Origin of the sequence: Shinella pollutisoli, from assembly GCF_024609765.1 — a bacterium.
GTDB lineage: Bacteria > Pseudomonadota > Alphaproteobacteria > Rhizobiales > Rhizobiaceae > Shinella > Shinella pollutisoli.
Map to the genome: position 1 here is coordinate 40,985 of NZ_JANFDG010000017.1, position 26,476 is coordinate 67,460.

Sequence of the window (26,476 nt, forward strand, 5' to 3'; positions counted from 1 at the left end):
TGGGTAGGACGACGCTCCATCCAATCTCCCCCCTTGAGGGGGAGATGGCCGGCAGGCCAGAGGGGGGTAGCGCAGCGAGATACGTTCATCAATGGAAGTCGTGCGATTTCACCCGGAGCAGGCCGCCGCCGTAGCCGCCGAGCAGGTTGCGTGGCCGGACCGGCGGCGCGCCGTCGCCGTTGCGATGGCCGATCGTGGCGAAGAGATCCGAAAGGTCGATGAGCTTTCGCGCCACGATGTGCACCACCTCGCCCTCACGCTGGAGGTGACCCTTCACGCCGATCAACGGTGCGCCGAGCACGATGCGGCGGTGGGCCTCGAACACCTTCCTCCAGACGACGACGTTGGCGATGCCCGTCTCGTCCTCGAGGGTGAGGAAGATGACGCCCTTGGCCGAGCCCGGCCGCTGGCGCACGAGGACGATGCCCGCCGTCTCCACCGGCTGCCGGTCGCGCCGCGCCGTCGCCTCCGCCGAAGTGAGGATGCGGCGGCGGTTCAGGTCCTCGCGCAGGAAGCGCACCGGATGGTCGCGCAGCGTCAGGCCGACATGGCCGTAATCCTCGACGACCTCGTGGCCTCCCGTCATGGGGGCCAGCGCCACGTCCGGCTCGTCCAGCTCGCGCGCGGCCGCGGCGGCGAAGAGCGGCAGCGGCTCGTCGCGCAGCGCCCGGATCGCCCAGAGCGCCTCGCGTCGGGAAAGGCCGAGAGACGGGCGGAAGGCGTCCGCCTCGGCAAGGTCGACAAGGGACGAGACCGGCAGGCCGGAGCGGCGCCAGAGGTCGTCCACCGAGGCGAAGGGCTCGTCCGCCCGCGCCGCCAGCATGTCTGACGCCTGCCTGTTCTTGAGGCTCTTCACCAGCCGTAGGCCGAGGCGCACGGCGAAGCGGTCCTTGTCGGCGGTCGGCTCCAGCGTGCAGTCCCAGCGGCTCCGATTGACGCAGACGGGCCGCACCTCGACCCCGTGCTCGCGTGCGTCGCGCACGATCTGCGCCGGGGCGTAGAAGCCCATCGGCTGGGAATTGAGCAAAGCGGCGCAGAAGACGTCCGGATGGTGGCATTTCACCCAGGCCGAGGCATAGGCGACGATGGCGAAGCTGTAGGCGTGGCTTTCCGGGAAGCCGTAGGAGCCGAAGCCCTCGAGCTGACGGCACATGCGCTCGGCGAATTCGGACGCGTAGCCGTTTTCGACCATGCCGTCGACCAGCTCCTGCCGGAACTTGTCGACGCCGCCGGTCTGCTTGAAGGTCGCCATGGCGCGGCGGAGCTGGTCGGCACGCTCCGGCGTGAATTTGGCGCAGACGATCGCCACCTTCATCGCCTGCTCCTGGAACAGCGGCACGCCGAGCGTCTTGCCCAGCACGTCTTCGAGTTCCTTCGTCGGATAGTCGACCTTCTCCTGCTTCTCCCGGCGGCGCAGATAGGGATGCACCATGTCGCCCTGGATCGGGCCGGGCCGGACGATCGCCACCTGGATGACGAGGTCGTAGAATTCCTTCGGCCTGAGCCGCGGCAGCATGGACATCTGCGCCCGGCTCTCGATCTGGAAGGTGCCGAGCGTGTCGGCCTTGGAGATCATTGCATAGGTCTCCGCATCTCCTTCCGGAATGCCGGAAAGCGTCAGGGTCTTGCCCTTGTGCTCTTCCATGAGCTCGAAGGCGCGGCGCATGCAGGACAGCATGCCGAGCGCCAGCACGTCGACCTTCATGAAGCCGAGCGATTCGACGTCGTCCTTGTCCCATTCGATCACCTGCCGGCCGTCCATCGCGGCGGGCTCGATCGGCACGAGGTCGTCCAGCCGGTCGCGCGTCAGCACGAAGCCGCCGGGGTGCTGCGAGAGATGGCGCGGCGCATCGAGAAGCTGTTTGGCGAGCTCGAACAGCAGCCGGACGCGGCGGTCGTCGACGTTGAGGCCGAGACCCCGGACATGGTCGACCGGCAGCTCGCGCGACCAGCCCCAGACCTGTGACGACAAGACCTTCAGCACGTCCTCCGGCATGCCGAGCGCGCGGCCGACGTCGCGCATCGCCGCGCGCGAGCGGTAGCGGATGACGGTGGCGCAGAGTGCGGCGCGCTCGCGCCCGTAGGTCTCGTAGATCCACTGGATCACCTCCTCGCGCCGCTCGTGCTCGAAATCCACGTCGATGTCGGGCGGTTCGCCGCGCTGCTCGGAGACGAAGCGCTCGAAGAGCAGGCCGTTGCCGAGCGGATTGACGGCGGTGATGCCGAGCACGTAGCAGACGGCGCTGTTGGCCGCCGAGCCGCGGCCCTGGCAGAGAATGCCAATGGTGCGGGCATGGCGCACGATGGCATTCACGGTGAGGAAGTAGGGCGCGTATTGCAGCTTGGCGATAAGCGCCAGCTCCTCGTGCAGCTTCGTCTCCACCTCGTCGGGAATGCCCTGCGGATAGCGCTCCGCCGCCCCTTCCCAGGTGTATTTCTCCAGCGCCTCCTGCGGCGTCAGCTCCGGGTGATCCCGCTCCTCGGGATACTGGTATTTCAGCTCGTCGAGCGAGAAGCGGCAGCGCTCGGCGATCTCCAGCGTGCGGTCGAGCGCTTGCCGGTAGCGTGAGAAGAGGCGGTGCATCTCCGCAGGCGCCTTGAGATAGCGGTCGGCATGGCGCTCGCGCAGGAAGCCGGCGTCGTCGATTGCGACCTTGTGGCGGATGCAGGTGACGACGTCCTGCAGCATCCGCCGGCCGGGCTCGTGATAGAGCACGTCGTTGGTGACGACGGTCGGGACATGGTGGCGGGCGGCGAGGTTCGACAGTTCCCAGAGCCGCAGTTGGTCGTTCGGCCGGCGGCGCAGCGTCAGCGCGAGATAGCAGCGGCCGCGGAAGGTCTCCTTCGTCCGCCGGAGATGGAAGTCCGTCGTCTCGTCCGCCTCGTCGGGCACGAGCACGGCGATGAGGCCCTCGTTCCATTCGGCGACGTCCGCCCAGTCGAGGCGGCAGGCCCCCTTGCCGCCCCGCGCCTTGCCGGTCGAGAGCAGCCGGCAGAGCCGCGCATAGGCGTCCCGGTCGGTCGGATAGACGAGGAGCGACTGGCCGCAGGCGAGGTCGAGCCGGCAGCCGACGACGAGGCGCACGCCCGTCACCTTCGCCGCCCGGTGCGCCTGGACGATGCCGGCGAGGCTGTTGCGGTCGGCAATCCCGAGCGCGGCAATGCCGAGCTCGGCCGCCCGCAAGAACAGGTCCTCGGCGCTGCTCGCCCCGCGCAGGAAGGAGAAGTGGGTCGTCACCTGCAATTCGGCGTAGCGCGTCGTCATGCGAAGATCCCGTGCAGGAACCAGCGGCCCTTCCCGTTCGCCGCGGCCTCCTCCGCGCCCGAGCGGAACACCCAGAAGCGCTTTCCGGCCTCGTCCTCGACGGCGAAATAGTCGCGCACGGCGGCGCGCTCGGCATCGCGCTTCCACCATTCGCCGAAGACGCGCTCCGGCCCGTCCGCCCGTTTCACCATGCGGCGCACGCCGCGCCAGGTGAAGGCGGCCGGCGGATGATCGGGCAGGAGCGCCATGACCTCGATCGCCTCCGGCCGGGCGAGAAGCCGGGCGGGACGCGGCCAGCGGCTCGGCCAGCCGGCGCCGTCGTCGGGTGCCAGCGGGCTGACGCGGTGGACGGAGCGTTCGGGCACGTCGCTTTCGACGGGGGCGAGGCGATAGAGCCGCCGGGCGCCGATGCGGTTGGCGATCAGGTCGACGAGGCCGGCGATGTCCGCTTCCTCCTCGCCGGGAATGAGCCCGGCCATCTGCCGGCCGCAGAGCGGCTCGGCGAGCGTCGCCGTGAGATCCATGGCCTCGATGCCGAAGCCGGGGTCGACCGTCTCGATGCGGTCGCAGAGGAGGCGGGTCAGGCGTTTCTCGTCGCGCACGGGCAGCGCCGTGCCGACGCGGATCGCCTGCAGGCCGCTGTCGACGCGAGAAAACAGGAGATCGAGCCGGCGGGCGCCGAGCCCGTGCCGCTCGAGCCCGCGACAGAGATCGTGCACGAGCAGGCCCGCGTAGCGGGCGATGGTCTCCGCCGCGCCGATCGGCTCGCCGAAGGCGCGGCGCACCGTCACCAGCTCCGGGTCGCGCACCGGCTCGACCGGCTCGGCGACGATACCGTCGAGCTGGTCGAGCCGGAGGCCGAGCCCGGTGCCGAAACGCAGCACCAGCGGCGCGCGCGGCACGGCACGCAACGCGCCGATGCTGTCGAGGCCGAGGAGGCGGAGGCCGGCGGCGGTTGCGGGGTCGATCCGCAGCGCCGCGACCGGCAGGCCGGCGACGGTCTCGGCCTCGCCCCCGGGCGGGACGACGCGGACGGGATCGGCGAGGAAGCGGGCGGCCGCATGGGCGGCGCCGAGCGTGCCGGCGATGGCGGCGCGGGCGGTGATACCCGAGGCGGCAAGCCGGTTGACGAGGCCCGTCAGCAGCCGTTCCTCGCCGCCGTGCAGCCGGTCGGTGCCGGTCGTGTCGATGACGAGCCCGTCCGGCGGGTCGGCGGCGACGATGGGCGCGTAGTGCCCGAGGGCCCAGAGCGCGAGCCGCGTCAGGGCCGCCGCATCCGCCGCCGGCGCGGCATTCATCGTCACGAGATCGGGCACCAGCGCGTGGGCCTTGGCGAGCGGCATGCCGATGTGCACGCCGGCCTGTTCGGCGGGCCGGCTCACCGCCGTGACGATGCGGCGCGCGCCGTCGCGGCCGACGAGCACCAGCCGCGTCTCAGGCGGTGGCGCCGAGGCGCCCATCGCGCGCCGCAGGCGATCGATCGGCCAGCCCGGAAGAAAGAGCGATACGACCCTCGGCATCCGCCGCCTCCACTTCGAATTCCGCCGCCTCGCCCGCCCGGCAGCGCACCAGTTCCAGCCGCCAGCGCGCCCGGCCGAGGCCGGGAACGGGCAAGGGCGCCGACGGCAGCGCGGTCACCCGCCAGCGCGTCACGGCGGCGGAGGGCTCGGCATAGGCGTCCGCCTGCCCCCGGTGGCGCCGCAGGCGCAGCGCCAGCGCCAGCGTGCCGCCCGCTTCCGCCGCGAGTTGCAGCCGGCGCGAGGCGGTCATCGACAGGCGGGCGACCTCCGCCACCACCGCGCCGAGGCCGCCGTGGCGCAGCCCCTCCTCGAAACAGGCGAGCAGGCTCTTCTCGTCGTCCGCCTCGACATAGACGACCCGGCCGGGCGCAAGGCCGGCCTGCGCCAGCGCGGGGGCGAAGAGGTCCGCGCGCGTGAGGCACCACAGCACCGGCCCGCGCGTGCGTGCGGCGACCGCCGCGGCAAACAGCGTGGCCGCCGCGGCCCCCGTCATGTCGTCCCCGCCGCCTGAGACCTCGTGCAGGCTGGCGAGCGCCAGCCCGCCGTCCGGCAGCCGTGCGTCGATCTCCGGCACGCCGAAGGAAAGCGCGGCCCGGTCGCGCGGCGCGCGGCCGTCGAGCCGCCGGATGCGGTCGCGCAGGTCGGCGACGGCGGCGCGGGCGGCGGAAGCGGACATCGATCATGCGTCTCCACGGAAAAAGCAAACATGTTCCCTTTTTGTTCTCTGGCTGGAAAAGAGTCAACGCTCCTTCCGATCACAGTTTGAATCAGCCGCGGGAACCATCGCGGCGGTCGGAAGTTCTTTCTTCCGCAATTCCCATCATTTCAGGAGACAGGGCAATGGCTGACGAAAAGATCCCGGGCAAGAAGACGTCGCTCGGCATCGTGGAGACGGGCGAGAAGGTCGCGGAGGACGCCCGGCAGGCCGCGGCGGAGGCCACGGTCAGCGAGCAGATCGAGGCGCTCAAGGCGGAGATCGGCCGGCTCAAGGAATCCGCCGGGCTGCTCGCCGAGGGGACCGGGCAGCTCGCGATCACGCAGGTCCAGTCGCTGCGCGAGGAGCTGCGTCAGACCGTGGTGGCCAATCCGCTCGCCGCCCTCGCCGGTGCCGCTTTCATCGGCTATCTCTGCGGCCTGCGCCACCGCTGATCGATGCATCAATAGCCGATGGCGGCGCCGGCCGTCGCCCGGCTGTCGATCGCCCCGTAATAGCGCGCCCCGCCGCCGGCTTCGATCTCCGACAGGTTCCGTCCGCCGACGAGGATGCCGGCAGCCTCCCCCCAGACCGGCCAGCCGTCGTCGACGCCGACGTCGTAGCCCATGCCGGTGAGCAGCCGGATCGTGTCGGGCGAGAGCGCGAAGGGCTCCATGAACACCTTGTCCGGCAGCCACTGGTGATGGATGCGCGGCGCGTCGATCGCCGCCTGCAGGTCCATACCGTGGTCGATGACGTTGACAATGGCCTCCAGCGTGATGGTGATGATGCGCGCGCCGCCGGGACTGCCGATCACCATGAAGGGCTGTCCGTCCTTCGAGAGGATCGTCGGGTTCATCGACGACAGCGGCGACTTGCGCGGCGCGATCGCATTGGCCTCGCCCTGGATCAGGCCGTAGAGATTGGCGACGCCCGGCTTGACGGTGAAGTCGTCCATCTCGTTGTTGAGCAGGATGCCGGTCCCCTCCGCCACCTTGCCGATGCCGAACGAGCCGTTCAGTGTATAGGTGACCGCGACCGCGTTGCCGTCCTTGTCGATGATCGAATAATGCGTCGTCTCGGCCGCCTCGGCGAAACCGCCCGGCTTCAGGTCCTCGCTGACGCCCGCTTTGTAGGGATCGATGCGGGCGCGGATTTCCGCGGCATAGGCCTTGCTCGTCAGCTTCTCCACCGGATTGTCGACGAAGTCGGGATCGCCGAGCGCGGTGTTGCGATCGACGAAGGCGTGGCGCATGGCCTCCACCATCAGCCGCACGGTCTCGGCCGAGCCGTAGCCGAGATAGGCGATCGGATAGCCTTCGAGCACGTTGAGGATTTCGCAGATGATAAGCCCGCCGGAGGACGGCGGCGGCGAGGAGACGATCTCGTAGCCGCGGTAGCTGCAGGTGACCGGCTCCAGCTCGCGCACCCGGTACTGCTCGAAGTCCGCCTTCGCCAGGATGCCGCCGTTGGCCTCGCTTACCTTGACGATCAGGTCGGCGATCCTGCCCTTGTAGAAGGCATCCGCGCCGCCCTCGGCGATCGCCGTGAGCGAACCCGCGAGGTCGGCCTGCACCAGCCGCGTGCCCAGCTTCAGCGGCTTGCCGTCCTTGAGGAAGATCTTCGACGCCGCCGGATCCTGCGCCAGCATGTCGTTGCCGTCGGCAAGGGCGGCGATGTCGCCCGGTTCCAGCACGAAGCCGTCCCGGGCCAGCCGGATCGCCGGCGCCAGCAGCTCGCCGCGCTCGCGCGTGCCGTATTTTTCGCGCGCCGCTTCGAGGCCGGCGACGGAGCCGGGCACGCCCACGGCGAGATAGCCGTCGGTGCTGGCGCCCGGCACGGGATTGCCGTCGGCGTCGAGATACATGGTCTTCGTCGCGGCGAGCGGCGCGCGCTCGCGGAAGTCGAGGAAGGTCGTCGTGCCGTCCCTGAGGCGGATGGTCATGAAGCCGCCGCCGCCGAGATTGCCGGCCGTCGGGTAGACGACGGCGAGCGCGTAGCCGACCGCCACCGCCGCGTCGACGGCGTTGCCTCCGGCCTTCAGCACGTCGACGCCGACCTGCGAGGCGAGATGCTGGGCCGTCACCACCATGCCGTTCTCGCCCTCCGCCGGGGCGGGCGAGGCCGCAAGCGCGGCGGAGGCGGCAAGCGCCGTTGCCAGGGTGAGGGCGAGGGAAAGCGGTCCCGGACGCATGGGCTGCATGGATTCCTCCTGTTCCTCCCGCGCCGCGAGCGGCGACGGCAAAAGCGGAGCATGACGCGCCGCGGGACAAATGCAAGCGCCGAAGCGGGCCACGAAGCTCAGATTCCGTTAACGGAACCCCCTAATCGAACCGTAACCCCTATGCCTTAGACCGCCCGCTGGGATTCCGTCATGCGGGAGGTTGAGGGGATGATGACAGTGCTCGGCTGCGTGTACAACGACCATAATCTTTTCATGGTCGTCCTCGCCGTCCTTGTCTGCGTCCTCGGCTCGGCGGTGACGCTGCGCCTCCTGCGGCGCGGGGTGCGCGCGACGGGCATGCAGCGGTTCGGCTGGCAGTTCCTCGCCGCCGTCGCCGGCGGCGGCGGCGTCTGGGCGACCCATTTCGTCGGCATCCTCGCCTACCGTCCGTCCGCGCCCGTCTCCTTCGATCCGGTCATGACGGCCTTCTCGCTGCTGATCGCCATCGCCGGGGCGCTTGCTGCCTTCTTCCTCAGCGGCATGCGCGGCGGTGGCCGGCTGTTTCCCGCCCTCGGCGGCGCCTTCGCCGGGCTTTCCTTCTCGGCCATGCACTATACCGGCATGATGGCATACCGCGTGGTCGGCATCGTCGAATGGCGCGTCGGCTACGTCGCCGCCTCCGTCCTGTTCGTCATGCTGTGCACGGCGGCGGCGATCGGCCTCGTCTGGCGGCGCCATCTCGGCATGCGGGGTTTCTGGACGGCCGTCGCGCTCTTGGTCGCCGGTATCGCCGGGCTCCACTTCACCGGCATGACCGCACTGCGCATCGTGCCGCTCCTCCAGGAGATGCCGGAGCACGAGGTCCCGGCCTTCCTCGCCCTTGCCATGACGGTCGCCGTGGTGGCGCTGATCATCATCGGCACCGGGCTGACGAGCTACCTCATCGACAGCAACGTGCGCACGGGCTCGCAGCAGCAGCTGCGCCATCTCGCCAGCCACGACACGCTGACGGGCCTGCCCAACCGGGCCCATTTCAACGAGCACCTGAGGGATTGCCTGCACGACGCCCGGCAATCGCAGCGGCAGTTCGCCGTCGTCGGCATCGACCTCAACCGCTTCAAGGAGATCAACGACACGCTCGGACACGCCACCGGGGACGAGGCGCTGCGCATCGTCGCGCGCCGCATGGCGCAATGCCTGGAGGACGGCGAGTTCCTGGGCCGCCTCGGCGGCGACGAGTTCTCGGGCATCAAGCCCTGCCGCACCCGGGACGAGGCCCTCGCCTTCGCGGAACGCCTCGCCGGCGTGCTCGCCCGCCCGATGCGCCTCGGCACCATGGAGATGACCGTCGGCGCCAGCATCGGCGTGGCGATGTGGCCGGAGGACGGCCGCAGCCTCGACGAGCTCGTCAACAATGCCGACATCGCGATGTACCACGCCAAGCACGCCTCGCTGGACACGATCTGCTTCTACGACGCGGGCATCGGCGCGGCGGTGCGCAAGCGCCGCCAGCTCGCCGACGCGCTGCGCGTGGCGCTGGAGCACGACGAGCTGGCGGTCCACTACCAGGTGCAGAAGTCGCTCGCGACCGGCGAGATCAGCGGCTACGAGGCGCTGCTGCGCTGGACGCACCCGCAGCTCGGCCCCATCCCGCCGGTCGAGTTCATCCAGGTCGCGGAGGAGAACGGGCTGATCGCCGCGCTCGGCGCCTGGGTGCTGCGCCGCGCCTGCCGGGACGCCGCCACCTGGCCGCCCTCCTACCGCATCGCGGTCAACGTGTCGGCCGTGCAGCTGATGGACGTGAACCTGCCGCAGGTCGTGCACAGCGCGCTCGTCGAGACCGGCCTGCCGGCGCACAGGCTGGAGCTCGAGCTCACGGAAACCGCGCTCGTCAAGGACAAGGGCCGCTCGCTGCACGTCATGCGGCAGATCAAGGCGCTCGGCGTCGGCATCGCGCTCGACGACTTCGGCTCCGGCTATTCCTCGCTGGACACGCTGCGCAGCTTCCCCTTCGACAAGATCAAGCTCGACCGGACCTTCGTCGAGGGCATCGGCCAGGACCGGCAGTCGAAGGCGATCGTCCGCGCCGTGCTCGCCCTCGGCAAGAGCCTCGACATCCCGATCCTCGCCGAGGGCATCGAGACGGACCAGCAGCGGGCCATCCTGCAGGAGGAGGGCTGCGACGAGGGGCAGGGCTTCCTTCTCGGCCGTCCGAGCCCGCTGACGGCGCTCGACGGAAAGGCCCGCTCCGACGCGGCCTGATCACGGACGGGCCCGCGGTTTCCCCGCGAGCCCCGCGTGCATTATTCCGGGCTCTGGTCGGCGGGGCCGGCATGCATTATGGCGTCGTTCTCCGGCCCGTCGACGATCAGGTAGCCCGCAAGCCCCCGCTCGGCGCGCGACAGGGCGTGGTCGACCAGCACGTAGTGACCGCCGCGGTCGATCTTGAAGTCGACGATGGTCGCGCCGCCCGGCGGCACGGTGACGGTCTGCACGCCCGTCACCGGCGGCGTGGTGACGCTGCCCAGCGTATAGACGTGGTCGAAGATCTCGCCGATGACGTGGAAGGACGAGGTATAGTTCGGCCCGCCGACGCCGAAGAAGATGCGCACCGTCTCGCCGGCATTGGCATAGAGCGGATGCGATTTCGTCAGCGCCCCGACGGCCCCGTTGAACAGGAAGTATTCCGGCCGCTCGGAGGTGAGCTTGTCGTAGTCCATCTCCAGGTCGCCCTTCGTGCCGAAGGTCTCGACCGTGTAGAGCTCGCCCTGCATGACGTAGAACTCGCGGTCGACCTGCGGCAGGCCGCCTTCCGGCTCGACCAGGATCAGGCCGTACATGCCGCTGGTGATGTGGTGCGCCACGCTCGGCGTCGCGCAATGGTAGACGTAGATGCCGGGCTTCAGCGCCTGGAAGGTGACGACCGTCTCGTCGCCGGGGGCCGTCTGCGTGAAGTCCGCGCCGCCGCCGGGGCCGGTCGCGGCGTGGAAATCGACCGAATGCATCATCACGCTGTCGGAGGCGTTCTTCAGGTGCACCTGGACGGTGTCGCCGACGCGCACGCGCACGAAGGGACCGGGGACCTTGCCGTTGAACGTCCAGTAGACATAGGTCGTGCCGTCGTCGAGCTTGCCCTTCAGCTCGATCGTCTCGAAATCGACGCGCACGACCTGCGTGGGCCGCGAGCCGATCGGGCCGGGCAGGTCGGCCGGATCGCGCACGATGTCGGCCGCGTCCATGTCCATCGTCTCGCGCGCGCCGGGCATGACGCGCAGCAGGCCTTCCATGCCGGCGAGCCGGTGGCCGGCGATCGAGCAGAAATAGGCGAACTCGCCCACCTTGTTCGCCGTGAAGGAGAAGGTCGAGGAGGCATTCTTGCCGACCACGATGGAGGAGCGCGCCGCATACTGGTCGATGACCACGTCGTGCTCGGCGCCCTCGCCGTTGATGAGGTTGATCTGGACGATCTCGCCCTCGTGCACCATCAGCTCGGGATTGACCTGGCCGTCGATGTCGCCGCCGACGCCGATATAGACCATGCGGCCGGCCGCGATCCCTGTCCTCAGCGTGAAGGTCGTGGCGCTGTGATAGCTCGTGCCGAGCGCCGGGTCGCTGCGCGTCGGGGCCGCCTCCTCGCCGGAGGAGGCTTCACCGGACTGCTCGCTTGCCGGCTGCGCGCCGTGGTCGTGGGTCTGCGCCGCCGCCGGCAGCGCAAGGAACGTCATGGCCGCCAGGCCGATCGCGGCGGCGATCGCGCGTCGCGCGTGCCGGGCAGGAAACATGCAGGCGAAAAGCGCCGCCGCCGCGGCGGCAAGCGCCAATAGAACCGGATTCGTCATGGACTTCTTCCCTCTCCTTGCGAATTCTGCGTTCCGTAACTTAGATCGTCTAGCACGGTTCTCCAGAGCGGAATCGCGGAAAGGCAAGAATTAGGGGGGGCGAATCCGGGCGGCGGGCCGGATTCGCGCGCGATCGGGCGCGGACCGTCCTCAGTACCAGCGCGAACGGCGCGGCGGCTCGTTCTGCAGGGTGCCGACCAGGTAGCCGATCGCGATGCCCGCGAGACCGGCCGCCATGACGACGGCCGACAGGCCCGCCGGATGGTCGCGCGCCGTCTGCGCCACCGCGGCGCCTTCGGCTCTCACGTATCGGCGCGCCGAGCGCACGGCCGGCCGCGCGGCCTCGACGGCGTCGCCCGCGCGCTCGCGCAGGCTTTCATAGGCATCGCCGCCCCGCTCCGCCAGATCCTGCTGGATGCGGGAAATCTCGTCGCGAAGGGCGGAAATCTGGGATTGGACGTCGTTGCTTGCCATTTCGGTCTCCTTGTCAGCAATGGAACCGAACGGTTGTCGGCCCGGCTTGGTTCCGGGCCGCCCGCATTCTTCCCTCAGCTCGCCTGCCGTCGGCCGTCGCGGCGGATCTGCGAGGGCGTGTCGCCGAAGGCGGCGCGGAAGCGGCGGGTGAAATGCGAGAGGCTCTCGAAGCCGGTCTCGAGCGCGATCTCGATCAGCGGCTTGTTGGTGCGCATCACCATGGTGAGCGCCGCCGCCATGCGGATGCGCATGTAGATCGCGCTCGGCGAGGCGCCCATGTCGCTCTCGAACAGCCGCTCCAGCTGCCGGCGCGAGACGCCCGTCATGGTGGCGATGCTGTCGATGGAGAGCAGGTCCTCGGTGTGCTGCTCCATCATCATGATGGCGAGGTGCACGCGGCGGTCGCGCGCCTCCAGCCCCAGCGGGTTGCGCGGCTGCAGGTCGGTCGCGTCGCGGCGGTGGCGGATCTGCAGGATCTCCAGCGCGTTGCGCTCGGCCGCCTCGCCGACGTGATGGCGCACCAGCGTTGCGGCAAGGTCGGCGACGCTGCTGCCGCCCGCGCAGGTGGCGACCTTGCCGTCGAAGCGGAAGATCTGCTCGGAGGTCGCCTCGATGTCGGGGAAGCGGGCGCGGAAGTCGCGGTGGTGCAGCCAGCTCACGCAGGCCGTATGGCCCTTGAGCAGGCCGGCCTCGGCGAGGATGAAGGAGCCGGTGCACAGGCCGATCAGGCCGACGCCCTTCTCGGCCGCCTTGCGCAGATAGGCGCGCGCATAGCTGTCGATCGGCTCGTCCACCTTGAGCAGGCCGCCGACGACGGCGATGTAGTCGAAGCAGGACGGATCGGCGAAGGGCGCGGTCGGCGCCACCTGGATGCCGCTGCTCGACGAGATGAAGTTGCGCGTGCTGGAAAGCACGTCCCAGTCGCAGTTGACGCGGCGCGAGCGGTCCTCGCTGTCGCTGGCGAGCCTCAGCGTGTCGACGAAGAGCGCGAAGGCCGAGAGCGTGAAGCTCTTCGACAGGATGAAGCCGACGCGCAACGCCTTCGGCGCCGTCGCGCCGTTCGTCTCCCTCGAAGTCCGCACGTCCGCTCCCATCGGGCTCTCCTCCCCATGCCCGCAGCATGCGGGATCACGCAGCATATATCAAACTTCCGTCAGATGCTCCAATCCGTTCGGCGGTTTTCTCCTCACCCTTTCGCGACCGCCGCCACCGATGGCGCGAAGACCGGATCGGCCATCAGCGCGCGGCAGCGGGCGAAGCGGCCGTCGGCATAGGCGCGGAAGTCGGCGGCCGGATTGCCGTTGGCGAGCTGGATCAGGCCCCAGAGCGTCCAGAGGAGATCGCACATCGCCTTGTAGATGACGATCCGCCCGCGCTCGGCCGGCGTCGGTTCGCCGCGAAAATAGGCGCGGATCATCTCCTCCTCCTGCGCGGCGTCGAACTCCGCCTCGACGGAGAGATCGCCGAGATCCCACATCGGGTCGTTCATGCCGGAATATTCCCAGTCGACGATCCACATGCGCTCGCCGGTGTCGAGCAGGTTCTCGCAGAGCGGGTCGCAATGGCAGGCGACGACCGGCAGCGGCCGGGCGGCGAGCGCCGCGCGCACGGCTTCCGCCTCCTGAAGCACGTCGTGGTAGCCCTCCGACAGGGCGACGTCCTTGCCGGAGAGGATGGAAAGATAGTCGTCGATCATCGCGAAGAGCTCGAAGCGGGCGGAAAACACCGCGTCGCTGTCGTGCAGCCGGCGGAAGGCTTCGCCGGCCCGCGCCGGCGCGCCGGCGATGGTGCGGAAATTCTCCGGCGTCATCGTCGTCGCGCCGGCGATGAAGCGCGTCGCCATCAGGCCCGTCTCCGCGTCTGCATGGGCCACCTCCGGCCCCGCGCCGACGCGGGCGGCCTCGATTGCCGCGACGCGCTCGTTGCGCCGGTCGATATATTCCTCCGTGCCCTTGCCGGGCAGGCGCAGGCACCAGTCGCCGGCCTGGAAGACGAGATTGGTGAGGCCGCCGAGCCGCGTCACCGGGCCGCGATAGCCGGCAAGCACCGGGATCGTCTCCATCGCCGCGCGCGCCCTGTCCTCGTCATTCATGAAAAGCCTCCCCTTTTTGCTGCCGCCGACGGTTCCACAGATTTCGCCGTTTGGCTATCATCACGCGAAAGACGGGGAGAGCAAGATGGCGGACGGGCATCACGACGGCGCACTCGGCGCGGTCTACGAGGCGAAGGATAGCAAGGAGGTGGCGGCGCTCTACGATCGCTGGGCCGAGACCTACGATGCCGACATGGCGGCGGCCGGCTACCGCCATCCCTCGATCTGCCTGGGGCTCGTCGCCCGCCACCTGCCGCGGGGCTCCGCCCCCGTGCTCGACGCCGGGGCCGGCACGGGGCTGATCGGCGAATGGCTGTCGATCCTCGGCTATCCGCATGTCGAAGGCCTCGACATCTCCGAGGGCATGCTGGCGCGGGCGGCGGAGAAGGAAGTCTATGCGGGCCTGCACCGCGCGGCGCTCGGCGAGCGGCTTCCCTTCGCCGACGGGCATTTCGCCGGCATCGTCTCGGCCGGCGTCTTCACCTCCGGCCATGTCGGGGTGGAGGGCCTGCCAGAGCTCCTGCGCATCTGCCGGCCGGGCGGCGTCATCGTGCTGACGGTGAAGAACACGCTCTGGCAGGAAGGCTTTGCCGCACGGCTCGACGAACTTGAGGCGGAGGGCCGGATCGTCCGCGCCGAGGAGACGGAGCCCTACGTCTCCATGCCGGGCGAGGCCGGCACCGTGCCGAGCCGCGGCGTGGTGCTGCGGCTGTCGACCCGGTAGCCCGCGAACCAAGCCCAATCGGAATGACGGCGGCGCTTCCTGCGCCTTCTCCCGCCTGCGGGGAGAGGTCGCGGCAGCGGGATGAGGGGGACGCCGCAGGCGAAGATACGGTGCGTTCCACCCCCTCATCCGGCCCTTCGGGCCACCTTCTCCCCGCTGGGGAGAAGGGGAGGACGTGCCATATGTGCTCCTGGTCGTTGGAATGGAGAAGGCCGGGGCGGTTTCCCGCCCCGGCCCTTCACTCGCGCTTCGAGAGGGGCTTATTCCTGCCAGCTCTTGACCAGCTCGTCGTAGTTGACGGTCTGGGGCGTTTCCTTCTCGTTCTCGATCTTCAGCTGCGGCGCGAGGTTGCCCTTCGCCACGGCGTCCTTGTTCCAGTATTCGAGATCGTGCTCCTCGGCGAGCTTCGGCCCCATGTCGCCCATGACGCCCGCGCGTTCCAGGCGTTCCAGAACCTTCTCCTGCTCGGCGCAGAGCGAGTCCATGGCTTCCTGCGCGGTCTTCGCACCCGAGGACGCATCGCCGATCGCCTGCCACCAGAGCTGGGCGAGCTTCGGATAGTCCGGGATGTTCGTGCCGGTCGGCGACCACTGCACGCGGGCCGGCGAACGGTAGAACTCGATCAGCCCGCCGAGCTTCGGCGCACGGTCCGTGAAGGACTGATGGCGGATCGAGGACTCGCGGATGAGCGTGAGACCCACGTGGCTCTTCTTCACGTCCACCGTCTTGGAGGTGACGAACTGGGCGTAGAGCCAGGCGGCCTTGGCGCGGTCGTCCGGCGTGGACTTCAGAAGCGTCCAGGAACCCACGTCCTGATAGCCGAGCTTCATGCCTTCCTTCCAGTAGACGCCGTGCGGGGACGGTGCGAAGCGCCACTTCGGCGTGCCGTCCTCGTTGACGACCGGCAGGCCCTCCTTGACGAAGTCGGCGGTGAAGGCCGTGTAGGTGAACATCTGCTGGGCGATCTCGCCCTGCGACGGCACCGGACCGGATTCCGAGAAGGTCATGCCCTGGGCGGCGGCCGGGGCATAGGCCTTCAGCCATTCGAGATACTTCTCGATCGAGTAGACCGAGGCCGGGCCGTTGGTGTCGCCGCCGCGGGCGACGCAGGAGCCGACCGGACGCGAGTTCTCGTCGACCTTGATGCCCCATTCGTCGACCGGCAGGCCGTTCGGGATGCCCTTGTCGCCGTTGCCGGCCATGGAGAGCCAGGCGTCGGTGAAGCGCCAGCCGAGCGACGGGTCCTTCTTGCCGTAGTCCATGTGGCCGTAGACCTTCTTGCCGTCGATCTCGCGGCCGGTGAAGAACTCGGCGATGTCCTCATAGGCCGACCAGTTGACCGGAACGCCGAGGTCGTAGCCGTATTTTGCCTTGAAGTCGGCCTTGTTCTTCTCGTCGTTGAACCAGTCGTAGCGGAACCAGTAGAGGTTGGCGAACTGCTGGTCGGGAAGCTGGTAGAGCTTGCCGTCCGGCGCGGTGGTGAAGGACGTGCCGATGAAGTCGTCGAGGTCGAGGCCCGGGTTGGTGACGTCCTTGGCCTCGTTCGCCATCCAGTCGGTCAGCGAGCGGGCCTGCTGGTAGCGCCAGTGGGTGCCGATCAGGTCCGAGTCGTTGACATAGGCGTCGTAGATATTCTCGCCCGACTGCATCTGCGTCTGCAGCTTCTCGATGACGTCGCCCTCGCCGATCAGGTCGTGGGTGATCTTGATGCCGGTGATCGCGGTGAAGGCCGGCGCCAGCACCTTCGATTCGTATTCATGCGTGGTGATGGTTTCCGAGACGACCTTGATGTCCATGCCGGCGAACGGCTTGGCGGCGTCGATGAACCACTGCATTTCCGCTTCCTGGGCGGCGCGGTCGAGCGAGGACAGGTCGCCGATCTCCGCGTCCAGGAACTTCTTCGCCGCCTCCATGTCGGCAAAGGCCGAGCCGGTCATGGCGAGCAGCATGGCTGCCGTCGTCGTCAGTAGATGCTTTCGCATAGTCATCCTCCCTGGGGTTTGCGATTGCATGCTTGGAAGGCCCCCCTTGCGGAGGGCCTCCGTTCGTTTTGCCTCATACGTAACGGAATACGCCGACGGCGTAGACCAGCGACAAGGCAAGGGCCCACCACAGGCTGGGGCCGACGAGCCCGAGCCATGCGAGGTGAATGAAGGCGCTGCCGAGCAGCGAGATGAAGAGCCGGTCGCCGCGCGTCGTCTCGAAGCGCAGGACGCCGACGCGGGGATTGCCGCCGGGCGAAAAATACTCCCACACGCCCATCGCGACGATGAGGGCGAGGATCGTCAGGAAGAACAGCGCCGTCGGCAATGTCCAGGCCATCCAGGAGAAGCTCATGGGTCTTGCCTCCTTACACGCGGCCGAGGGCGAAGCCCTTGGCGATATAGTTGCGGACGAACCAGATCACGAGCGCGCCGGGGATGATGGTGAGCACGCCGGCCGCCGCGAGCACGCCCCAGTCCATGCCCGAGGCCGAGACCGTGCGCGTCATGGTGGCGGCAATCGGCTTGGCATCGGTCGTCGTCAGGGTGCGGGCGATGAGGAGCTCGACCCAGGAGAACATGAAGCAGAAGAAGGCGGCGACCCCGATGCCCGAGGCGATCAGCGGCATGAAGATCTTCACGAAGAACTTCGGGAAGGAATAGCCGTCGATATAGGCCGTCTCGTCGATCTCCTTCGGCACGCCCGACATGAAGCCTTCGAGGATCCAGACCGCCAGCGGCACGTTGAACAGGCAGTGGGCGATGGCGACCGCGATATGCGTGTCGATCAGGCCGAAGGCCGAGTAGAGCTGGAAGAAGGGCAGCGCGAAGACGGCGGGCGGCGCCATGCGGTTCGTCAACAGCCAGAAGAACAGGTGCTTGTCGCCGAGGAAGCGGTATCGCGAGAAGGCATAGGCCGCCGGAAGCGCCGCCGTCACCGAGATCACCGTGTTCAGCACCACGTAGATGATCGAGTTGATGTAGCCGGAATACCAGGCCGGGTCGGTGAAGATGACCTGATAGTTCCGGAGCGTCGGCGCCTGCGGGATCAGCGTGAAGGTCGCCGTGATCTCCGTGTTCGTCTTGAAGCTCATGTTGACGAGCCAGTAGATCGGCAGCAGCAGGAACAGGATGTAGAGGGTCGGAACGATCCAGGAGAGGTTCCGGGTCTTGGCTTGAGCGTTCATCGGTTTCCCCTCCCTTCAAGCCGTCTCGTCGCCGCTGGTCATGACCGTGTAGAAGATCCACGACAAGAGCAGGATGATCAGGAAGTAGATGATCGACATGGCGGCCGCGGGCCCGAGGTCGAACTGGCCGATCGCCATCTTGACGAGGTCGATCGACAGGAACGTCGTCGAGTTGCCGGGGCCGCCGCCGGTGACGACGAAGGGCTCGGTATAGATCATGAAGCTGTCCATGAAGCGTAGCAGGAAGGCGATCAAGAGCACGCGCTTCATCTTCGGCAGCTGGATGTAGCGGAACACGGCCCAGCGCGAGGCGCCGTCGATCTTGGCCGCCTGGTAGTAGGCTTCCGGGATCGAGACCAGGCCGGCATAGCAGAGCAGCACCACGAGGCTCGTCCAGTGCCACACGTCCATGACGATCAGTGTCGCCCAGGCGTCGAAGACGTTGTTGACGTAGTTGTAGTTGATGCCGAGCGCCGCGAGCCCGCGGCCGAGCAGGCCGATGTCGACGCGGCCGAAGACCTGCCAGATCGTGCCGACCACGTTCCACGGGATGAGCAGCGGCAGCGCCATCAGCACCAGGCAGACCGGCACGCCGATGCCCTTCTTCGGCATGTTGAGGGCGATCAGGATGCCGAGCGGGATCTCGATGGCGAGGATGATGCCCGAGAACATGAGGTTGCGGCCGAGCGCCTCCCAGAAGCGGTCGGATTCGAGCACGTCCTCGAACCAGGCGGTGCCGGCCCAGAAGAACTGGTTGTTGCCGAAGGTATCCTGCACCGAATAGTTCACCACCGTCATCAGCGGGATCGCCGCGGAGAAGGCGACGAGCACCAGCACCGGCAGCACCATGAACCAGGCCTTGTTGTTCCAGGTCTTGTTCATCGTCCGGCCTCCTTGCTGCCGACGCGCCAGCTGTCGGCATAGATATTGATGGCCGCCGGATCGAAGGCGACGCGCGGCTCGGCGGGGATCTCGCCGTCCTCCGGCACGACGATGGCGATGGGTTTTCCCGCGAAATCGGCGCGCACGATCTTCTGGCGGCCGATGTCCTCGACCTTGCGGATGGAAACGGGCATGCCCTCGCGGCCGAGGCGGACGAATTCCGGGCGGATGCCGAGCTCGGTCCTGGCGCCGGCGGCGATTTTTGGCGCATGGTCGAGGCCGATCGTCTCCTCGCCGATCCGCACCCGGTCGCCGTCGATTGCGGCCGGCAGCACGTTCATGCCCGGCGAGCCGATGAAATAGCCGACGAAGGTGTGGCTCGGCCGCTCGAACAGCTCGGCCGGCGTGCCGATCTGCACGATCTGGCCGTCATACATGACGACGACCTTGTCGGCGAAGGTCAGCGCCTCGGTCTGGTCGTGGGTGACATAGACCATGGTGAAGCCGAACTGGCGGTGCAGCTTCTTCAATTGCGAGCGCAGCTGCCACTTCATGTGCGGGTCGATGACCGTCAGCGGCTCGTCGAACAGGATGGCGTTGACGTCGTTGCGAACGAGGCCGCGGCCGAGCGAGATCTTCTGCTTCTGGTCGGCCGTCAGCCCGCGCGCCTTGCGCCTGGCCCAGCCGCCGAGGTCGGTCATCTCGATGATCTCGCGCACGCGCCGGTCGATCTCGGCCTCCGGCACGCCGCGGTTGCGCAAGGGGAAGGCGAGGTTGTCGTAGACCGTCATCGTGTCGTAGACGACCGGGAACTGGAACACCTGGGCGATGTTGCGCGCCTGCGTCGGCAGGTTGGTCACGTCCTTGCCGTCGAAGAGGATGCGCCCCTCCGAGGGCTGCAGCAGGCCCGAGATGATGTTGAGCAGCGTGGTCTTGCCGCAGCCGGAAGGGCCGAGCAGCGCATAGGCGCCGCCGTCGTTCCACTGGTGATGCACTTCCTTCAGCGCATAGTCCGCTTCCGATTTCGGTTTCTCGCCGTAGGCGTGGCGGATGTGTTCGAGGTCTATTCTGGCCATGTCCCCTCCTCAGCCCGCCGTTCCGATAGCCCGGCCGGCGGCGTCGAACGCCATCAGGTGGCGCGTGTCGACATGCACGGTGATCTCGCTGTCGGGCTCGATGTCGAGGATGCCGGGCGTCAGCATGACCCAGCGGTTGCCCTCGAACTCGACGTGGACGAAGCTTTCCGAGCCGGCGATCTCGGAGATCGCCGTGCGTACCGTCAGCGCCGCCGAATCGTCGCGTCCGGCCGGCGCCAGGTGGTGCGGATGGAAGGCGATCGTCATCGGCCCGTCGGCCATGTGCTTGAGATGCCCCGGCACCGGCAGCACCGGCTTCCCGCCGATCGCGAAGCCGTCGCCGCGCTTCTCCAGCGCGATCGTGTTCAGCGGCGGATCGGCGAAGGTGCGCGCGGTCAGAAGATCGCTCGGCCTGCGGTAGACGTCGATGGTGCGGCCGAACTGGGTGATGCGGCCCTCGCTGAGCGTCGCTGTGTTGCCGCCGAGCAGCAGCGCCTCGGAGGGCTCCGTCGTCGCATAGACGAAGATCGCGCCGGATTCGGAAAAAATCTTCGGCAGTTCCTCGCGCAGTTCCTCGCGCAGCTTGTAGTCGAGGTTCGCGAGCGGCTCGTCGAGCAGCACGAGGCTGGCGTTCTTGACGATGGCGCGGGCGAGCGCCGTGCGCTGCTGCTGGCCGCCGGAGAGGTTGAGCGGCGTGCGGTCGAGATAGGGCGTGAGCTTCAGCAGCTCGGCCGCCTTCTTCACCGCGCGGTCGATCGCCGCCGTGTCCGCGCCCTTCACCCGCATCGGCGAGGCGATGTTCTCGTAGACGGTCAGCGCCGGATAGTTGATGAACTGCTGATAGACCATGGCGACGCTGCGGTCCTGCACGCGCAGCCCCGTCACGTCCTTGCCGTCGAACCAGACCGAGCCGGTGGTCGGCTTGTCGAGGCCGGCCATCAGCCGCATCAGCGTGGTCTTGCCCGACAGCGTCGGCCCGAGCAGCACGTTGAGCGAGCCGCGCTCCAGCACGAGGCTGGTCGGGTGGATGTGCGTCGCGCCGCCCACCGCCTTCGTGATGTCCTTCAGTTCAAGCATTCCTATCTCCAATGTTCCTCCCAGCCATCGGTGCGGCGCTAAGCGGAAGCCTCCGTCGTCATGAAGGTTTCCAGCGCTGCCGCTTCCGCGGCGGTAAGATGCAGGCCCCGTTTCGTGCGCCGCCACAGCACGTCCTCGGCGTGGCGCGCCCATTCCTCCCTCATCAGCCAGCGCACCTCCCGTTCGTAGAGGTCGCTGCCGAAATGCCGGCCGAGATCGGCGAGGCCCGAGGCGTCGCCGAGCAGCGCCACCGCGCGCGTGCCGTAGAGGCGCACGAGCCGGCGGGCGTGGCCGGGCGCGAGAAACGGATAGCGCTTGGAAAGCGTCCGCACCTGCGCCTCGAAATCATGGACGGGAAAGTCGCCGCCGGGAAGGTGCGAATTTTTCGTCCAGCGTTCGCCCTTGCCGCCGATCGCCGCTTCCACGTGCTCCAGCGCCGATTCGGCAAGACGCCGGTAGGTCGTGAGCTTGCCGCCGAAGACGTTGAGCAGCGGCGCCCTGCCCTCGCCGGCGTCGAGCTTCAGCACGTAGTCGCGCGTCGCCTCCTGCGCCTTGCTGGCGCCGTCGTCGAAGAGCGGGCGCACGCCGGAATAGCACCAGACGATGTCCTCGCGCCGCACCGGCTCGGCGAAATACTCGCTCGCCGAGCGGCAGAGATAGTCGATCTCCTCCTCGCCGATGGCGGCGGTGCCGGGATCGCCGACATAGTCGCGGTCGGTGGTGCCGATCAGCGTGAACTCCTCCTGGTACGGGATCGCGAACATGATGCGGCCGTCCGGGTTCTGGAAGAAATAGGCGCGCGGGTCGGAGAACTTGCCGCTGACGACGATGTGGCTGCCCTGCACGAGGCGGACGTTGTGCACGTCGTTGAGGCCGACCACGTCGGAGAGCACGCCGTCCACCCAGGGGCCGGCGGCGTTGACCAGCATGCGGGCGCGCACCGTGGCGCGCTCGCCGGTCTCCACGCCCTCGGTCACCATGGTCCAGTGGCCGTTCTCGCGCCTTGCGGAGACGACGCGGGTAGCGGTGCGGATGTCGGCGCCGCGGTCGGCGGCGTCGCGGGCGTTGAGGACGACGAGGCGGGCGTCGTCCACCCAGCCGTCGGAATATTCGAAGGCCTTGCGGAAGCCGGGCTTCAGCGGCCGGCCGGACGGGTCGCGCGAAAGGTCGAGCGTGCGCGTCGCCGGCAGGAGCCTGCGGCCGCCGATATGGTCGTAGAGGAAGAGACCGAGGCGGATCAGCCAGGCCGGACGCGGGCCGCCCTTCTGGAACGGCAGGACGAAGCGCATCGGGCTGATGACATGCGGCGCCATCGCCCAGAGCACCTCCCGCTCCATCAGCGCCTCGCGCACGAGCCGGAACTCGAAATGCTCCAGGTAGCGCAGGCCGCCGTGGATGAGCTTGGTCGAGGCCGAAGAGGTGCCGGCGGCGAGGTCCTTCATCTCGGCGAGCACGACGGAATAGCCGCGTCCGGCCGCGTCGCGCGCGATGCCGCAGCCGTTGATGCCGCCGCCGATGACGAAGATGTCGTGGATCGCCTCGCCGATCAAAGTCCCCTCCCCTTTTCGCATTGCACAATTTGGTGCATTTGCGAAAGCAGGAGGATTTAAAACGAAACTTTTCCGAATGTCAAACGAATGCAACAGAAAATCATACTAAGGCGTCTCGGTCCCCGTCGCCGCCTCGATCAGCCGCACGTCGTGGCTTTCGCAGATGGCGCGCACGGCGGGTGCCGGACAGCGGTCGGTGATGAAGGTGTGGACCTGCGAGATATGGCCGATGCGCACCGGCGCGGTGCGCTCGAACTTGATCGAATCCGAAACGAGGATGACGTGGCGGGCATTGCTCATGATCGCCTGGGCGACCTTGACCTCGCGATAGTCGAAGTCGAGCAGCGTCCCGTCCGCATCGATCGCCGAGACGCCGATGACGGCGTAATCGACCTTGAACTGGCGGATGAAATCGACCGCCGCCTCGCCGACGATGCCGCCGTCGGAACCGCGCACCACACCGCCGGCGATGATCACCTCGATCGACGGCAGCACGCGCAAGCGATTGGCGACATTGATGTTGTTGGTGATGACCATCAACTCTTTGTGATCGCGCAGCGCCTCGCCGACGGCCTCCGTCGTCGTGCCGATGTTGATGAAGAGCGAGGAATTGTCGGGGATCATCGCCGCCGCGGCCCTGCCGATCGCCTGCTTCTCCGAGGCGGCGATGGCGCGGCGCGCCTCGTATTCGACATTCTCGTTGCCGCTCGAAAACAGCGCGCCGCCGTGGATGCGGGTGAGAAGCCGGGCGTCGCAGAGGTCGTTCAGGTCCTTGCGGATCGTCTGCGGCGTCACCGAGAAGCGGGCGGCGAGATCCTCGACGAGCACGCGCCCCTGCGCCCTCGCCAGTTCGACGATCTCCGACTGGCGGCCTGTCGGCTGCATGAAGCTCCTCCCCTGCTTTTCGTTTTCTTTCATAATAGAAGAAAACGAAAGCGCATCAATTCGCCGTCATGCAGATTTTGCCGTAAAGCGCATTCTTTCCGCGTCAGGCCGCAAGCCAGGCGGCGGGGCGGACCGGCACTCGGCCCGTCAGCGCCGCCTCGACGCAGTCGGCGAGGTTGCCGAAGCGGACGGCGCGGCCGGAGAGGCCGGGGCCGTAATGGGCGTATTTGCCGGAATTGGTCATGACCGCGCGGGTGCGGGTCGGAAACAGCGGCTCGGTGATCGAGCACCAGCAGAGGTCGGGCAGCACCTGCACGCCGCTCGTCTGCAACCGGTCGAGCGTTCCCTCCGCCCGCGCCGCCGAAATCACGTCGTGGCCAGCGGTGACGATGACGGCCGTCTGCGGGTGGCGCTTTTGCCCGCCAAGCGCACCGGCGAGCGCCCGGCATTCTTCCAGCGAGGCGTGCGGGCTGCCGATGGCGACGAGCTCCACCTCTTCCGGCCCGTCGTTGAGCAGCGCCCAGGCCTCGGCCATGTCGTCGCGGGTGATCGCCGCCCGGTCGGCGTCCCCGGCCGCGCCGAGGCCCGCTTCGGGCGTCACGCCCTCGATATGCAGCATCGGCGCCGCCGAGGTGGTGCCGAAGGCCGCGCAGAGCGCCTTCAGGTCGTCGCGCGAAGGCTTCGCCTCGGCAAGCCCGCGCAGCAGCGGGATGCGATCGGGCGCGGCGCGTCCGGCGAGATAGCCGATCAGCGGCCAGAAGGCGTCGTCGGTCTCCGGCGGCAGTTCCACGTCGACGATGCGGCGCGCCCTGCGGTTCTCGTCGAGATAGACGCCGGAAAACGGCGCACGGCCGGTGAGCGCGATGCAGAGGTCGAGGAAGTCCGGGTGCTTGGCCGTGCGTGCGCCGAGCACGGTGTTGGCGAAGACGACGGCGTTGGATTCGGCCCAGGCGATGGCCTCGCCCGCCTTCGGCGCGCTGTCGAGCAGGTAGGGCGAGCAGGTGAAGGTCGGCCGGCAGCCCATGCGGACATAGGCGTCGGCAAGCCGGGCGGCCGGATCGCCGAAATCGGCGGGAATGCCCTGCGCCTGCCAGTTGGCGCGGTCGACGGAGATGGCGTTCATCGTCGTCGGCACGCGCACCCTGGCGCCCATGTCGGCCATCGTCTCGGCGAAGGTGAGGTTGGCGGGGCTCGCATAGATGCAGCCGTCGATATGGCCCTGTGTCACGTCGACGAGGCCGCTCGCGCCCTGCTGGGCGGCCATGGCGCAGATGATGCGCATCGCCTGCGCGGCGGCGACCCCTTCCGCGCCGTCGAGCATCGCCCGGTCGGCGTCCGTGAGGTCGAGGGCGGCGGTCGCCGGCGGCGTCACGGGAAAGGCAAGGCCGTCTGCGGCGACGACCGTCTCGTCGATGCGGGCGGTCCCGGCCTTCGCCAGCGCGTCGAAAGCCTCCGGCGAGAGGCGGAGCACCGGCAGCGGCTTGCCGAACATCTCCGCGGCGATGAGCGCGCCCAGCGTCAGCACGTCCTCGGCCTCGCGGAAGATCAGCGCGGCCGGCGCGCGGCCGGTGAGGATCAGGTCGAGCAGCACGCCCGATCCGGTGCAGGAGCCGCGGCTCGACGGCATCATCAGGATGCCGCCGGTGAGACAGCGCCCGTGCAGCGGGTGGTGGATGTCGATGACGCGCCCCGTCGCCGGGTCGACGCCGCCCCAGAAGCTCAGCGCTTCCGTGGCGGCGATGACGGGCCCGGCCGCCCGGCCGGAAAGGATGCTGCGGGCATCGGGCAAGCGGGGCGCGGTCATGGGCCTTCCTCAGAAACGCTGCGGCGAGAAGGCGGAGATGTCGATCGGCGGCGGTGTCATCGACAGGAGATCGGCGACGATGCGGGCCGTGCCCGGCGACTGGGTGAGCCCGAGATGGCCGTGGCCGAAGGCATGGACGATGCGCGGCGTCGCCCGCGCGTAGCCGAGCGCCGGCAGGCTGTCGGGCAGCGACGGGCGGAAGCCCATCCATTGCGTGCCGCCGTCCGGCTTCAGGCCGGGCAGGAAGGCCCTCGCCTTTTCCAGCATCGCCTCGGAGCGGCGGAAGTTGGGCGGCAGGTCCAGCCCGCCGAGCTCCACCGCGCCGCCGACGCGGATGCCGGTCGAAAGCCGCGTCACCACGAAGCCGTGGCCGCCGAAGGTGACCTGCGTGCGCAGGTCGAAGGCGTCGGAGGGCAGCGTGGTGTTGTAGCCGCGCTCGGTCTCGAGCGGGACGGCCTCGCCGATCGTGCGGGCGATGCGATGGGAGAAGGCGCCGGCGGCGAGCACGACGCGGCCCGCCCGGCGCACGCCGCCGTCCGCCGTGACGATCTCGACGCCGCCCTCGACGGGCCTGAGCGCCGTCACTTCGCCCTGCTCGATCCTTCCGCCCTGTTCGCGGAAATGGTCGGCGAGCGCCAGGGTGAAGAGCTTCGGGTCGGTGACGGAGTACCAGCCGGGCGTGAAGGTGCCGTGGGTGAAGCGCGGCGCGAGCCCGGGCTGGATCTCCGCCATGCCGGCGGCGTCGAGATGATGGAATTCGATGCCGTGGCGTTCGCGCGCCGCCCAGCCGGCAAGCGAGGCCTTGAACTCCCGCTCGCCTTCATAGACCTGGAGGTTTCCCTCCTTGCGCAGCATGGCAAGCGTGCCGGTCCCGGCGAGGAACGGCTCCAGCTCCGCTTTCGAGAGGTCCATCAGCGCCGTCTGCGCCGCCGTGGAATGGGCGACGCGGGCGGGCGCGCAGGCGCGCCAGAAGCGGACCATCCAGGGCGCGATCCTGAGCGCATAGGACGGCGGCACGGTGAGCGGCCCGAGCGGGTCGACGAGCCATTTCGGCGCCTTCCTGAGGATGCCGGGCGAGGCGAGCGGCAGGATGTCGGTGAAGGCGAAGGCCCCGGCATTGCCGGCGGAGGCGCCGGCGGACGGCCCCTCCCGGTCGAGCACCGCGACGGAGAGGCCGCGGGCCCTGGCGGCGATCGCCACGGAAAGGCCGATGACGCCGGCGCCGATGACGACGACGTCGGGGGATGGTTCGACGCTCATG

The 26,476-nt window shown here is 68.7% G+C and carries 21 protein-coding genes; 3 read left to right on the top strand and 18 right to left on the bottom strand.

The genetic code is table 11. The features are described from left to right. Nucleotides 1-88 precede the first annotated feature (88 nt). The 3 genes from NNZ72_RS14900 to NNZ72_RS14910 are packed head-to-tail and all read right to left on the bottom strand — an operon-like array spanning nucleotide 89 to nucleotide 5,461. Nucleotides 89-3,265 (bottom strand): error-prone DNA polymerase, encoded by a 3,177-nt coding sequence (locus NNZ72_RS14900; RefSeq protein WP_257316145.1) that lies wholly within the window; start codon nucleotides 3,263-3,265, stop codon nucleotides 89-91. Then, entirely contained in the window at nucleotides 3,262-4,785 is a 1,524-nt protein-coding gene (locus NNZ72_RS14905) for a DUF6504 family protein (protein WP_257316146.1), read from the bottom strand. The genes NNZ72_RS14900 and NNZ72_RS14905 overlap by 4 nt, the downstream gene beginning before the upstream one ends. Further along, entirely contained in the window at nucleotides 4,700-5,461 is a 762-nt protein-coding gene (locus tag NNZ72_RS14910; protein WP_257316147.1) for an ImuA family protein, read from the bottom strand. Before NNZ72_RS14910 ends, NNZ72_RS14905 begins: the two co-directional genes overlap by 86 nt. 164 nt (nucleotides 5,462-5,625) lie before the next feature. Between NNZ72_RS14910 and NNZ72_RS14915 the strand changes: the two genes are divergently transcribed. Continuing rightward, entirely contained in the window at nucleotides 5,626-5,934 is a 309-nt protein-coding gene (locus NNZ72_RS14915; RefSeq protein ID WP_257316148.1) for a hypothetical protein, read from the top strand. A gap of 8 nt (nucleotides 5,935-5,942) precedes the next feature. Here the strand turns inward: NNZ72_RS14915 and ggt are convergent, their stop codons facing one another. Next, on the bottom strand, nucleotides 5,943-7,682 hold the full coding sequence (ggt, locus tag NNZ72_RS14920) for a gamma-glutamyltransferase (RefSeq protein WP_371747762.1): 1,740 nt from the start codon (nucleotides 7,680-7,682) through the stop codon (nucleotides 5,943-5,945). A gap of 189 nt (nucleotides 7,683-7,871) precedes the next feature. Between ggt and NNZ72_RS14925 the strand changes: the two genes are divergently transcribed. After that, the gene (locus tag NNZ72_RS14925; protein ID WP_257316149.1) at nucleotides 7,872-9,905 is read left to right on the top strand and encodes an EAL domain-containing protein; all 2,034 of its coding nucleotides are present in this window, start codon (nucleotides 7,872-7,874) and stop codon (nucleotides 9,903-9,905) included. Nucleotides 9,906-9,946: 41 nt separating this feature from the next. On the opposite strand, the gene nirK is transcribed toward NNZ72_RS14925, so the two are convergent. The 4 genes from nirK to NNZ72_RS14945 all read right to left on the bottom strand — a co-directional run bounded on the left by nirK (nucleotide 9,947) and on the right by NNZ72_RS14945 (nucleotide 14,048). Then, on the bottom strand, nucleotides 9,947-11,482 hold the full coding sequence (nirK, locus tag NNZ72_RS14930) for a copper-containing nitrite reductase (RefSeq protein WP_257316150.1): 1,536 nt from the start codon (nucleotides 11,480-11,482) through the stop codon (nucleotides 9,947-9,949). A 150-nt stretch (nucleotides 11,483-11,632) separates the two neighbouring features. Next, on the bottom strand, nucleotides 11,633-11,956 hold the full coding sequence (locus tag NNZ72_RS14935; RefSeq protein ID WP_257316151.1) for a hypothetical protein: 324 nt from the start codon (nucleotides 11,954-11,956) through the stop codon (nucleotides 11,633-11,635). Nucleotides 11,957-12,030: 74 nt separating this feature from the next. After that, nucleotides 12,031-13,038 carry a GlxA family transcriptional regulator gene (locus NNZ72_RS14940; protein ID WP_371747763.1) on the bottom strand — a complete coding sequence of 336 codons (1,008 nt, stop codon included), beginning with the start codon at nucleotides 13,036-13,038 and terminating at the stop codon, nucleotides 12,031-12,033. Between the two features lie 104 nt (nucleotides 13,039-13,142). Next, nucleotides 13,143-14,048 (bottom strand): phosphotransferase family protein, encoded by a 906-nt coding sequence (locus tag NNZ72_RS14945; RefSeq protein WP_257316154.1) that lies wholly within the window; start codon nucleotides 14,046-14,048, stop codon nucleotides 13,143-13,145. Between the two features lie 85 nt (nucleotides 14,049-14,133). Between NNZ72_RS14945 and NNZ72_RS14950 the strand changes: the two genes are divergently transcribed. Continuing rightward, nucleotides 14,134-14,772, top strand: coding sequence for a class I SAM-dependent DNA methyltransferase (locus tag NNZ72_RS14950; RefSeq protein WP_257316155.1), 639 nt, complete (start codon nucleotides 14,134-14,136; stop codon nucleotides 14,770-14,772). Nucleotides 14,773-15,032: 260 nt separating this feature from the next. On the opposite strand, the gene NNZ72_RS14955 is transcribed toward NNZ72_RS14950, so the two are convergent. The 10 genes from NNZ72_RS14955 to NNZ72_RS15000 form a co-directional block, all read right to left on the bottom strand. After that, nucleotides 15,033-16,754, bottom strand: coding sequence for an ABC transporter substrate-binding protein (locus tag NNZ72_RS14955; protein ID WP_257316156.1), 1,722 nt, complete (start codon nucleotides 16,752-16,754; stop codon nucleotides 15,033-15,035). Between the two features lie 73 nt (nucleotides 16,755-16,827). Beyond that, nucleotides 16,828-17,109 (bottom strand): DUF2160 domain-containing protein, encoded by a 282-nt coding sequence (locus NNZ72_RS14960; protein WP_257316157.1) that lies wholly within the window; start codon nucleotides 17,107-17,109, stop codon nucleotides 16,828-16,830. A gap of 13 nt (nucleotides 17,110-17,122) precedes the next feature. Beyond that, nucleotides 17,123-17,941: a carbohydrate ABC transporter permease gene (locus tag NNZ72_RS14965; protein ID WP_257316158.1), complete on the bottom strand. Its 819-nt coding sequence runs from the start codon at nucleotides 17,939-17,941 to the stop codon at nucleotides 17,123-17,125. A 15-nt stretch (nucleotides 17,942-17,956) separates the two neighbouring features. Further along, nucleotides 17,957-18,823 (bottom strand): carbohydrate ABC transporter permease, encoded by an 867-nt coding sequence (locus NNZ72_RS14970; RefSeq protein WP_257316159.1) that lies wholly within the window; start codon nucleotides 18,821-18,823, stop codon nucleotides 17,957-17,959. Next, a complete protein-coding gene (locus tag NNZ72_RS14975) occupies nucleotides 18,820-19,899 on the bottom strand; it encodes an ABC transporter ATP-binding protein (protein WP_257316160.1) in 1,080 nt (359 codons plus the stop codon). The genes NNZ72_RS14970 and NNZ72_RS14975 overlap by 4 nt, the downstream gene beginning before the upstream one ends. 9 nt (nucleotides 19,900-19,908) lie before the next feature. Then, nucleotides 19,909-20,976 carry an ABC transporter ATP-binding protein gene (locus tag NNZ72_RS14980; protein ID WP_257316161.1) on the bottom strand — a complete coding sequence of 356 codons (1,068 nt, stop codon included), beginning with the start codon at nucleotides 20,974-20,976 and terminating at the stop codon, nucleotides 19,909-19,911. 38 nt (nucleotides 20,977-21,014) lie between these two features. After that, the gene (gene glpD / locus NNZ72_RS14985) at nucleotides 21,015-22,526 is read right to left on the bottom strand and encodes a glycerol-3-phosphate dehydrogenase (RefSeq protein WP_257316162.1); all 1,512 of its coding nucleotides are present in this window, start codon (nucleotides 22,524-22,526) and stop codon (nucleotides 21,015-21,017) included. A gap of 105 nt (nucleotides 22,527-22,631) precedes the next feature. Next, nucleotides 22,632-23,411, bottom strand: coding sequence for a DeoR/GlpR family DNA-binding transcription regulator (locus tag NNZ72_RS14990; RefSeq protein ID WP_257316163.1), 780 nt, complete (start codon nucleotides 23,409-23,411; stop codon nucleotides 22,632-22,634). A 103-nt stretch (nucleotides 23,412-23,514) separates the two neighbouring features. Beyond that, nucleotides 23,515-25,215, bottom strand: coding sequence for a cis-3-hydroxy-L-proline dehydratase (gene lhpI, locus NNZ72_RS14995; protein WP_257316164.1), 1,701 nt, complete (start codon nucleotides 25,213-25,215; stop codon nucleotides 23,515-23,517). A gap of 9 nt (nucleotides 25,216-25,224) precedes the next feature. Continuing rightward, nucleotides 25,225-26,475, bottom strand: coding sequence for an NAD(P)/FAD-dependent oxidoreductase (locus NNZ72_RS15000; RefSeq protein WP_257316165.1), 1,251 nt, complete (start codon nucleotides 26,473-26,475; stop codon nucleotides 25,225-25,227). Between the last annotated feature and the right edge of the window lies 1 nt (nucleotide 26,476).

Excerpts from the sequence above, each read along its gene's own strand:
- NNZ72_RS14955 (WP_257316156.1), bottom strand. The coding sequence starts at position 16,754 with ATGCGAAAGCATCTACTGACGACGACGGCAGCCATGCTGCTCGCCATG.
- NNZ72_RS14915 (WP_257316148.1), top strand. The coding sequence starts at position 5,626 with ATGGCTGACGAAAAGATCCCGGGCAAGAAGACGTCGCTCGGCATCGTG.
- NNZ72_RS14905 (WP_257316146.1), bottom strand. The coding sequence starts at position 4,785 with ATGCCGAGGGTCGTATCGCTCTTTCTTCCGGGCTGGCCGATCGATCGC.
- NNZ72_RS14950 (WP_257316155.1), top strand. The coding sequence starts at position 14,134 with ATGGCGGACGGGCATCACGACGGCGCACTCGGCGCGGTCTACGAGGCG.
- NNZ72_RS14925 (WP_257316149.1), top strand. The coding sequence starts at position 7,872 with ATGATGACAGTGCTCGGCTGCGTGTACAACGACCATAATCTTTTCATG.
- NNZ72_RS15000 (WP_257316165.1), bottom strand. The coding sequence starts at position 26,475 with ATGAGCGTCGAACCATCCCCCGACGTCGTCGTCATCGGCGCCGGCGTC.
- NNZ72_RS14970 (WP_257316159.1), bottom strand. The coding sequence starts at position 18,823 with ATGAACAAGACCTGGAACAACAAGGCCTGGTTCATGGTGCTGCCGGTG.
- NNZ72_RS14945 (WP_257316154.1), bottom strand. The coding sequence starts at position 14,048 with ATGAATGACGAGGACAGGGCGCGCGCGGCGATGGAGACGATCCCGGTG.
- NNZ72_RS14980 (WP_257316161.1), bottom strand. The coding sequence starts at position 20,976 with ATGCTTGAACTGAAGGACATCACGAAGGCGGTGGGCGGCGCGACGCAC.
- lhpI (WP_257316164.1), bottom strand. The coding sequence starts at position 25,215 with ATGACCGCGCCCCGCTTGCCCGATGCCCGCAGCATCCTTTCCGGCCGG.
- NNZ72_RS14900 (WP_257316145.1), bottom strand. The coding sequence starts at position 3,265 with ATGACGACGCGCTACGCCGAATTGCAGGTGACGACCCACTTCTCCTTC.
- NNZ72_RS14910 (WP_257316147.1), bottom strand. The coding sequence starts at position 5,461 with ATGTCCGCTTCCGCCGCCCGCGCCGCCGTCGCCGACCTGCGCGACCGC.
- nirK (WP_257316150.1), bottom strand. The coding sequence starts at position 11,482 with ATGACGAATCCGGTTCTATTGGCGCTTGCCGCCGCGGCGGCGGCGCTT.
- ggt (WP_371747762.1), bottom strand. The coding sequence starts at position 7,682 with ATGCAGCCCATGCGTCCGGGACCGCTTTCCCTCGCCCTCACCCTGGCA.
- NNZ72_RS14990 (WP_257316163.1), bottom strand. The coding sequence starts at position 23,411 with ATGCAGCCGACAGGCCGCCAGTCGGAGATCGTCGAACTGGCGAGGGCG.
- NNZ72_RS14965 (WP_257316158.1), bottom strand. The coding sequence starts at position 17,941 with ATGAACGCTCAAGCCAAGACCCGGAACCTCTCCTGGATCGTTCCGACC.
- NNZ72_RS14975 (WP_257316160.1), bottom strand. The coding sequence starts at position 19,899 with ATGGCCAGAATAGACCTCGAACACATCCGCCACGCCTACGGCGAGAAA.
- NNZ72_RS14935 (WP_257316151.1), bottom strand. The coding sequence starts at position 11,956 with ATGGCAAGCAACGACGTCCAATCCCAGATTTCCGCCCTTCGCGACGAG.
- NNZ72_RS14960 (WP_257316157.1), bottom strand. The coding sequence starts at position 17,109 with ATGAGCTTCTCCTGGATGGCCTGGACATTGCCGACGGCGCTGTTCTTC.